Origin of the sequence: Streptomyces sp. NPDC059092, from assembly GCF_042756365.1 — a bacterium.
In the GTDB taxonomy this organism is placed as follows: Bacteria; Actinomycetota; Actinomycetes; order Streptomycetales; family Streptomycetaceae; genus Streptomyces.
Genome location: NZ_JBHZEJ010000013.1, coordinates 21,497 through 29,485, shown reverse-complemented (window position 1 = coordinate 29,485; position 7,989 = coordinate 21,497). Strand labels below are relative to the sequence as shown.

The following is a 7,989-nucleotide window of genomic DNA, read 5'->3' as shown; positions in this document are numbered from 1 at the left end:
GGGGTCTCTCTCGCGACTTTGCTTCCCTCTCTATATCTCGGCGTCCTTTGGTCCCCCACGGGTGCTAAACCCGGCCCCGCCCCCCCTACCTAATCCGTCGATTTTAGCGGCGGGGCCCACGGCTCCAGGTCCTGGGCCCGGCCGCTGTTCCCCGGCGGGCACCACGGCCGTTACGCGGCTACGTGGCGGCCCTGCGGCCCAGCGTCCGGTGCGAGCGGGTGACCAGCGCCGCGAGGAGCGCCGCGCCCAGCGGGACGGCGATCAGCAGGGCGGCCATCGTGGCCCACGGGATGACGACGGGCACGAACGGCGGGGGGGCTATCGAACCCTGGTCCAGAGCCTCCTGGTACCAGCCCTCCTCGCTGCGCCGAGCGGTCAGCCGTAGCCCGATGGCGGGCAGCACCCCGGCCACGGAGCCGAGGAGGACCCCCATCACCGCCACCACCCCGCACTGGAAGCCGCTGAGCGTCCTGCGGACGCGCGCCGGGGCGCCGACCGCCGCGAGCGTCTTCAGATCGGCCTCCGCGTCGGCCTGGGCGAGCCCGGTGGCGATACCGGCGGCGCCGATGGTGATCAGACCGGCGAAGACGGTCAGGGCCAGCAGCACGATGTTGGCCTCGGCGGTGTAACCCCTCTCGATCCGCAGGTTGACGTCGGTGCCTGTCTTGTCGATCTCACCGTCCAGCTTCTGCTGCTGGGCGGTGGTCGGCAGAGAGGAGGTCGAGTAGTACGCGCCGAACGGGACGGTGCCGACACCCGCCGCCTTCGCGGCGTCCGGGGGAATGATCATGGACAGGCCGTACGCGTTGACGTTCCCGGGGACCTCGTGCACGGCGAACGACTTGATCTCGCCCGGCGGCTCCTTGTCCGCCTCCCGCGCCTTGTCCGCAGCGTCCATATCGGTGATCAGCCGGATGCTGACCTTGCCGTCCTTGTCGACGTTCCGCTTGTCGAACGAGACGACCTTGCCCTCGGCGAGCGCCTTCGAGGCCTCCGGGTCCTTGACGTCGAGGACCTTCAGCAGCTTGGCGTCGCCGACCAGCACGCCACCGTCGACCTGGCTGTAGACGTTGTCCTCCTGGCAGCGCCAGTCCTTGCCGAGCTTGCGGCGCTCGGCCGGGGTGAACTTGTCGTCTTCGCCCTCCTGCCACAGCAGGCACTGGTTGGCCTCGGGCACGACGACCTCGTACTGCCCGCAGCCCTCCTCGCCGCCGTACATCGGACAACTGGGCTTGCCGACGTTGACGCGGTTCACGTCGGCCCGGATGTCGACGGGCAGGGCCTTCTGGACCGCGTCCCGCACGGTGGGCACGTCCCGGCCGCCGCCGCCCTCGGCGACCATGACGGAGACCGCGCCGTGCGGCAGGCTGGGCATGTACTCGGCCCGGTACTGGGCGTCGCTGCTCGCGGTGTACGTGGAGACCGCGACGGTGCCCGCGACGGCGGCCAGTACGGCGGCCACGGCGGGGGCCGTGCGCCCCCGGTTGCGTACGGAGTCCCGCAGCGCCAGGCGCGGGGAGAGCGGCAGCCAGCGGCCGATCCGGCCGAAGAGCCCCACCAGGGCGGGGGTCAGCGCGACCACGCCCAGCTCGGCGAGGGCGCTGCCGGCCGCGACGATGGTGAACTGGTCGGTCATCAGCGATCCGTACAGCGCGATCGACGCGCCGATCGCGACCGCGATCAGCCCCACGACGGGCAGCACTCTGCTGGACCTACGGACTCCGCGGCGGCCGGTGAGCGAGGCCAGGACGGTCTGCCGGGAGGAGGTGATGGCAGGGACGATCGCGGCGAGCAGACCGGTCACGACGGCGAGCAGCGCGATACCGCCCAGCTCCAGCGGCCGGATGTCGAAGCTGCCGAACCGCTTGCCCAGGTACTCCTCCAGGAGCGGGCGCAGGGCGAAGGTCAGGCCGACGGCGAGGACGGTACCGACGACCGCCGAGGCGACACCGATCACCAGCCCGCCACCGAGGACGATGGCCCTGATGTGGTGCCGGTCGCCGCCGTTGGCGCCGACCAGGCCGAGCTGGCGGCGCGAGCGCCGGGCGCCGACGGCGAAGGCGGGGCCCGCCAGGAGGCAGATCTCCAGCATCGCGAGGCCGACGACGGTACCGGCCGCGGCCAGCTGGGCGGTCTGGGCCGCGGTGCTCTGCTCGTAGTCGCTCCAGCCGTCCTTCTCGTACAGCGGGACATCGGCGCGGTCCGGCGGGTTCAGGGTCACGGCGCGGGAGGCCACCAGGATTCCCTTGGCGTTGGCCTCCTGGACCATGTTCCACGTGAAACCGTCGGGGCCGGACGCGCCCCGGTCGACCAGATAGGTGGTGGTGGCGCTCGTGCCGGGCAGGTCGTCGGCCTTCAGCGCCTTGTCGAGCGGGTCCAGCATCGCGCCGGGAAGCGCGTTGACCTGGTCCACCGCGAGTTCGTTCGGCAGCTCGTACGAGCCGACGATCCGGTACTCGGCGTCCAGCCCACGAGCGGTGAGCTTGGATCCGATCCGCAGCCCGCTCGCCTCCAGGAAGTGCGTGGTCGCCGCGACCTCGCCGCTCTTCTCCGGGAACCGGCCCTCGCCGAGGCGCATGATGCCCCGGGCCATCGGGTCGGTGGCCTTCAGCTCACGGATCTCGGTGTGCAACAGCCCGTGGGTGGTGTGCAGCTTCCCGGAGCCGACGGAGTCCTCCAGGACGGTGGCGCCCGCGGGGATGGCCTTCTTTACGTCGGTGGCGCCCTCGGGCCACGAGCCCTCGTAGTCCTTCTTCGCCTGGTAGTTCTGGGCGTCGGGGCTCTGGAGGATCGCGTCGCCGCCGTAGTCGGCGTCGGTGAACCGGGCGTCGGCGCTGCCGAGCTCCCGTTCCAGGGACTCCGAGACGGACAGCTCGGCGCTGCGGAGGGTCAGGTCCAGGGCGCTCACACCGAGGATGGGCAGCGCGATCATGGCCAGGACGAGGAAACTGCGTCCCTTGTAGCGCCAGGCGTCGCGGCGGGCGATACGCAGTGCGGCCCGCCAGGAGTGGTACCAGGTCGTCACAGCTCGGCCGCCTGGCCGGAGAGGAGCGAGTCCGCGTCGCTGCGCAGGGTCTGGTCGACGACGGCGCCGTCCCGCAGGAAGACCACCCGGTCCGCCCAGGCGGCGAAGCGCGGCTCGTGCGTGACCAGGATGCCGGCGGCGCCCGCGTCGCAGCGGGCCCGGAGCAGGCCGAGCACGGCCTCACCGGTCTCGGAGTCGAGGGCGCCGGTCGGCTCGTCCGCGAGGACGAGGCGCCGGTCGCCGATGAGCGCGCGGCAGAGGGCCACGCGCTGCTGCTGGCCGCCGGACATCTCGTCGGGGAAGCGGTCCGCGAGCTGGTCGAGGCCGATCTCCGTGAGGGCGGCGAGCGCCTCGACGCGCGCCTTGCGGGCGGAGACGCCGTCCAGCTCACGGGGGAGCGCGATGTTCTCGGCGGCGGTGAGGGCCGGGATGAGGTTGTAGTCCTGGAAGACGTAGCCGATGCTGCGGCGGCGCAGGGCCGCGAGCTTCTTGCGGTCGGCGGTGGTGATGTCGGTGCCCTCGACGAGCACCCGGCCGGAGGTGGGCATGTCGAGGCCGCCCGCGATCGTCAGCAGGGTGGACTTGCCGGAGCCCGACGGGCCCATGACGGCGACGAGTTCGCCGGGGAAGACATCGAGGTTGATCCCGCGCAGGGCGTGCACCTCGGTGGCGCCGCTGCCGTGGACGCGGGTCAGGTCCTGGAGCTGGAGGACGGGGGTCTGTGTGGAGGCCGACCGGGACGGGGGCGTCCGGGGCGAGCTGACGGGCCCCTGTGAACCCTGTGATCCCTGTGGCTGGTGTTGCTGCTGTGACTTGCGGGCCATGAGGGTCCCCCTATGGGACGTACGTGGATGGATGTGCGGTTCCGTGCGATGCGTGGGCGCGGTGAGCACGAGCCTGCGATGAACGCGTTCAGTGCTTTGAACGAGGTGAGAACGAGGTGGATCCGTCGATTCAGACGCATGCGCTGGGTGCGGTACGTGCGCGGGACGGGCGTGGAGCGGCATCGCCGAGCACGTGAGCGCGAGCGTCCGGCCCTGCCCGGGCGGATCCGGCGGGACGCGGGCGGGGGTTGCGTCCCGCCGGACCCGCCCGGGAGGCGGAGACGGCCGCCGGAGGCGGCGGGGTCAGTGACCGCCGGACCGGCGGGCGCCTTCCGCGGGCGCCCGGTCGAAGGCTTCACCGGACGTGCCACCGGACGTGCCACCGGACGCGCCGTCCGGTGGATCGTCGGTGGGCTTGCCCAGGGCTTCCTCCACCGGCAGGCCCTCGCGCACCGGCACCATCGAGAGCCGGATCAGCCGGACCTCGCAGTGGTCGAGCCAGCGCGCTTCGGCCTCCGTCTGGAAGATGAGCTGTTCCAGGACGAGCAGCCAGGCCACCTCGTCCCGGTCCTTCGGAGCGGCTTCCAGCGCCTGCGCCTTGAGCCGCGTGTAGTCCTGCATCGCCTTGATGGTGTGGCGGCGCTGCGACTGGATGACCTCCCGGATGTCGACCCCCGGCGCGCCCACCGCCATGGCGAGCTTGATCGCCAGCTCGTCGCGGGGTGGGCTGGCCCGGTCGACGGGCGTACGGAACCAGGACTTCAGCTCCGTGCGGCCGGCCGGCGTGATCACGTAGAGCGCGTGACCCGCTCCGTCCTCGCCGTCCTGGGCGACCAGGCCGTCGCGTTCCAGCCGGCCGAGCGTCGTATAGACCTGACCGACGTTGAGCGGCCACGTGGAACCCGTGCGCGACTCGAACTCCGTACGGAGCTGAGAGCCGTAGCGCGGGCCACGTTCCAGGAGGGCGAGAAGCCCATGGCGAATCGACATACTCAGTATGTATACCGAGTATGTTGTGGCCCGCAAGCGACCTGAGAGGGAGCTCGTAAGTACGTCGTAAGGACTACGCGGACGCCCGGGGGTGAAAAGTCGCAGGTGAGGAGAGGTGAGGATCAGAGGCCCCGGCGGAGCCGCAGCCCGAGAAAACCGATCCCGAGTCCGATCAGCGTGATCCCGGTTCCCAGCGTCAGGACGGAGACGGGCCGGCCCGACGCGTTCGTGACGAAGCCCGCGCCCCGCTCGCGGGCCGCGTCGGGGGCCGGGGGCCGGGACGCCGCGGACGTCTCGGGGATCGGCGCGACCGCCTCGGGCAGCGCCGCGTCCTCCCCCGCCGCCTCTTCCTCCCCGCCCGCCTCGGAGGTCTTCGCGGACCGGTCCGGCCGTGCACGCGAGGGCGACGTGGAGGAGGAGGGGGAAGAGGCGGACGCGGAGGGCGCCTTGAGGGAGGGGCGGGCGGAACCGCCGGGCGGCGTCGTGGGGGCGCCGGGCGGCTTCTTGTCGGGGCGTGTGGCCCCCGCGCCCGTACCGCTCTCCGGGTCGCGCCCCGTACCGCCCGTACCGCTTTCCGGGTCGGCGCTCCCGGCGGCGTTCCCGGAGTCCGTGCCTCCGTCGCCCCCGCTGCCCTCGTCGTTCTCGGCGCCGATCGCCGGCCCCGCCTCCTCGGGCCGTACGACCTGGCCTCCCGTCGGCCTTCCGGGCCGGGGGTGTCCCTCGCTCGCGGGCCGCCCTGTGGGCGACGTGGCGGTCTCCGGTTCCATCACGGACGTCCCGGGCGCGGCGGGCGCCCCGGACTCCCCGGCGTACGCGACAGGCGCGACGGGCGCGATGAGCAGCAGCGCCGCGACGGCGACCGCGGTCGCGCCCGGGGCGTGGAGCGGGGGACTCGAACTCACCGACTCAGCGTCACATGGGACACCGGAACCGGCATCTCGGACGTTTCGGGCGGCCTGTCCGGGGCGGCCCGGCGGGGACCGCCCGGCCGGGATGGTCACCCGCGCCCAGCAGGGCCGGACCGTCCTAGCCCGCGTCCCCCGTGGAGATCGTCAGCTCGAACCGCTGTTCCTTGGGCAGGACCGCCGAGCCCGGTTCGGGGTACTGGGTGATCACGATGTCCTCGGCCTGCGAGCCGTCGTCCTTCTTCTTCGGCTCCGCCCAGGTCCAGCCCGCCTTACGCAGGCAGTCCTTCACCGAGATGATGTCCTTGTACCGCAGGTCGGGAGCCAACACCTTCGACGGGTCCAGACTGTCCTCGGAGGGGTCCGTGCACTTGTCGGAGTCGATCGTGCGGTTCCGCTCCGGGTCCCGGTGGTCCGCCGACACCGACGCGCTGTCGGTGGCGACGTCCGGGCCGGCCTTGTCGTCGTTCGTGTCGCCGTTCCGCGAGAGGGCGGCGATCAGGCCGCCTACAGCCAGGATCGCGACGGCGATCGAGCCCACGACGACCAGGGTGTTCCGCTTGCCGCCCCCGCCCCCGCCACTGCCCGCACCGGAGCCCGCGGAGCCGTGCGGGGAGACGCTGTACGGCGTCGTCGGCGCGGGGGTCGAGTACGCCGGGGGCGCCTGCGGATAGCCGTAGCCCGGACCCTGCGGGTGGGCCGGCGACGTGGTCTGTATCGGGCCGTACGCCGATGCGGCGGCGGGCGTCGGCGGGCCGTAGGGACCCGGCTGGTACGGCGTCTGCACACCGCCCGGCAAGCCCTGTACGCCCTGCGCGCTCTGCGGGGCCGGGGCCTGGACCGACTGGTCCACCGGCGGGAAGACCGCGGAGCCCACGCCCGAACCGCTGCTGTTCTGCGGGGCGCCCGGCACGATCACCGGGGCGACCGGCTGCCCGGCCGTCAGGACGCGCACGCACGCGTCGCGCATCGCGTCCGCGCTCGGGAAACGTTCGTTGGGGTTCTTCTTCAGCGCCCGTGCGACCAGCGCGTCCATCGCCGGCGTGAGCGACCGGTTGATACTGGAGGGCGCGACCGGCTCCTCCTGGACGTGTGCGTACGCGATCGCCAGCGGTGAGTCCGCGTCGAACGGCAGCCGGCCCGTCAGGAGCTGGAAGAGCATGATCCCGACCGAGTACAGGTCGGAGCGCGCGTCGACCCCGCGTCCCAGCGCCTGTTCGGGCGAGAGGTACTGCGGCGTACCGACGACCATGCCGGTCTGCGTCATCGACGTGACGCCCGACTGCATGGCGCGGGCGATGCCGAAGTCCATCACCTTCACGACACCGCGCTTGTTGATCATCACATTGCCGGGCTTGATGTCCCGGTGGACCAGGCCCATCTCATGGCTGGTCTCCAGCGCGGCCAGCACATCGGCGGTCACCTTGAGCGCCTTGTCGGCCGGCATCGCGCCGTACTGCCCGATGTCCTGCTGGAGCACCGAGCCGAGCGGGTGCCCCTCGACGTACTCCATGACGATGTACGGCATCACCGCGCCGTCGAGGGTGTCCTCGCCGGTGTCGAAGACGGAGACGATGTTGGTGTGCGACAGCTTGGCCACAGCCTGCGCCTCGCGGCGGAAGCGCTCACGGAAGGACTGTTCGCGTCCCAGCTCCGAGTGGAGGGTCTTGATCGCCACCTGACGGTCGAGCGCCGTGTCGTACGCGAGATACACGGACGCCATCCCGCCCTCGCCGAGCAGATCGCGGAGCTGGTACCGGCCGCCCGCGACCGAACCGCCCGCATGGCGGCCCCGTGCGCCGTCGTGGCTCATGACTGTGCTCCCCCTCGTCGCGCGTGGACGCGGTCGTGCTCGCGCGGCGGTATCGCGGTGATTCCGGCAGCACCGCCGAGAACGGCGATACTGGCGCGGTGATCCCTTATTACTGGCCAAGTTTGCCGTAGGGCACCGACACGTCAAGCCGGGTGCCCGTTCCGTGACCGTAGACACAGCAAGCGTCTCGGAAGCGTTACAGGAACCTCACGTAATTTGCATGGGCGGCGAGGCAACGGGTTTCATGACCGGTCCATCCTGGACCGGCGTGTCACCGGGAGGCTGTAGCGTGAGGTGCCATAGCCACCCCTGAGCAACCCTCCCAAGTCCCAAACACGCAGGCACACAAGCTTCACAGAGCTCCTGAGACCCACAGACCACCCGCGGACCGCGCGCGCGGCCACCACGCGGACAGAAACGACGGCGAGGACT

5 protein-coding genes are annotated in these 7,989 nt (G+C 71.8%); all 5 read right to left on the bottom strand.

The features are described from left to right. Nucleotides 1-178: 178 nt before the first annotated feature. Nucleotides 179-3,025, bottom strand: coding sequence for an FtsX-like permease family protein (locus ACFXPL_RS10765; RefSeq protein ID WP_384915843.1), 2,847 nt, complete (start codon nucleotides 3,023-3,025; stop codon nucleotides 179-181). Continuing rightward, nucleotides 3,022-3,849 carry an ABC transporter ATP-binding protein gene (locus ACFXPL_RS10760; protein WP_384915840.1) on the bottom strand — a complete coding sequence of 276 codons (828 nt, stop codon included), beginning with the start codon at nucleotides 3,847-3,849 and terminating at the stop codon, nucleotides 3,022-3,024. Before ACFXPL_RS10760 ends, ACFXPL_RS10765 begins: the two co-directional genes overlap by 4 nt. 303 nt (nucleotides 3,850-4,152) lie before the next feature. Continuing rightward, nucleotides 4,153-4,839 (bottom strand): PadR family transcriptional regulator, encoded by a 687-nt coding sequence (locus ACFXPL_RS10755; RefSeq protein WP_384915837.1) that lies wholly within the window; start codon nucleotides 4,837-4,839, stop codon nucleotides 4,153-4,155. Nucleotides 4,840-4,961: 122 nt separating this feature from the next. Beyond that, entirely contained in the window at nucleotides 4,962-5,741 is a 780-nt protein-coding gene (locus ACFXPL_RS10750; RefSeq protein ID WP_384915834.1) for a hypothetical protein, read from the bottom strand. 124 nt (nucleotides 5,742-5,865) lie between these two features. Continuing rightward, nucleotides 5,866-7,557 carry a protein kinase gene (locus ACFXPL_RS10745; RefSeq protein WP_384915831.1) on the bottom strand — a complete coding sequence of 564 codons (1,692 nt, stop codon included), beginning with the start codon at nucleotides 7,555-7,557 and terminating at the stop codon, nucleotides 5,866-5,868. Nucleotides 7,558-7,989: the final 432 nt, after the last annotated feature.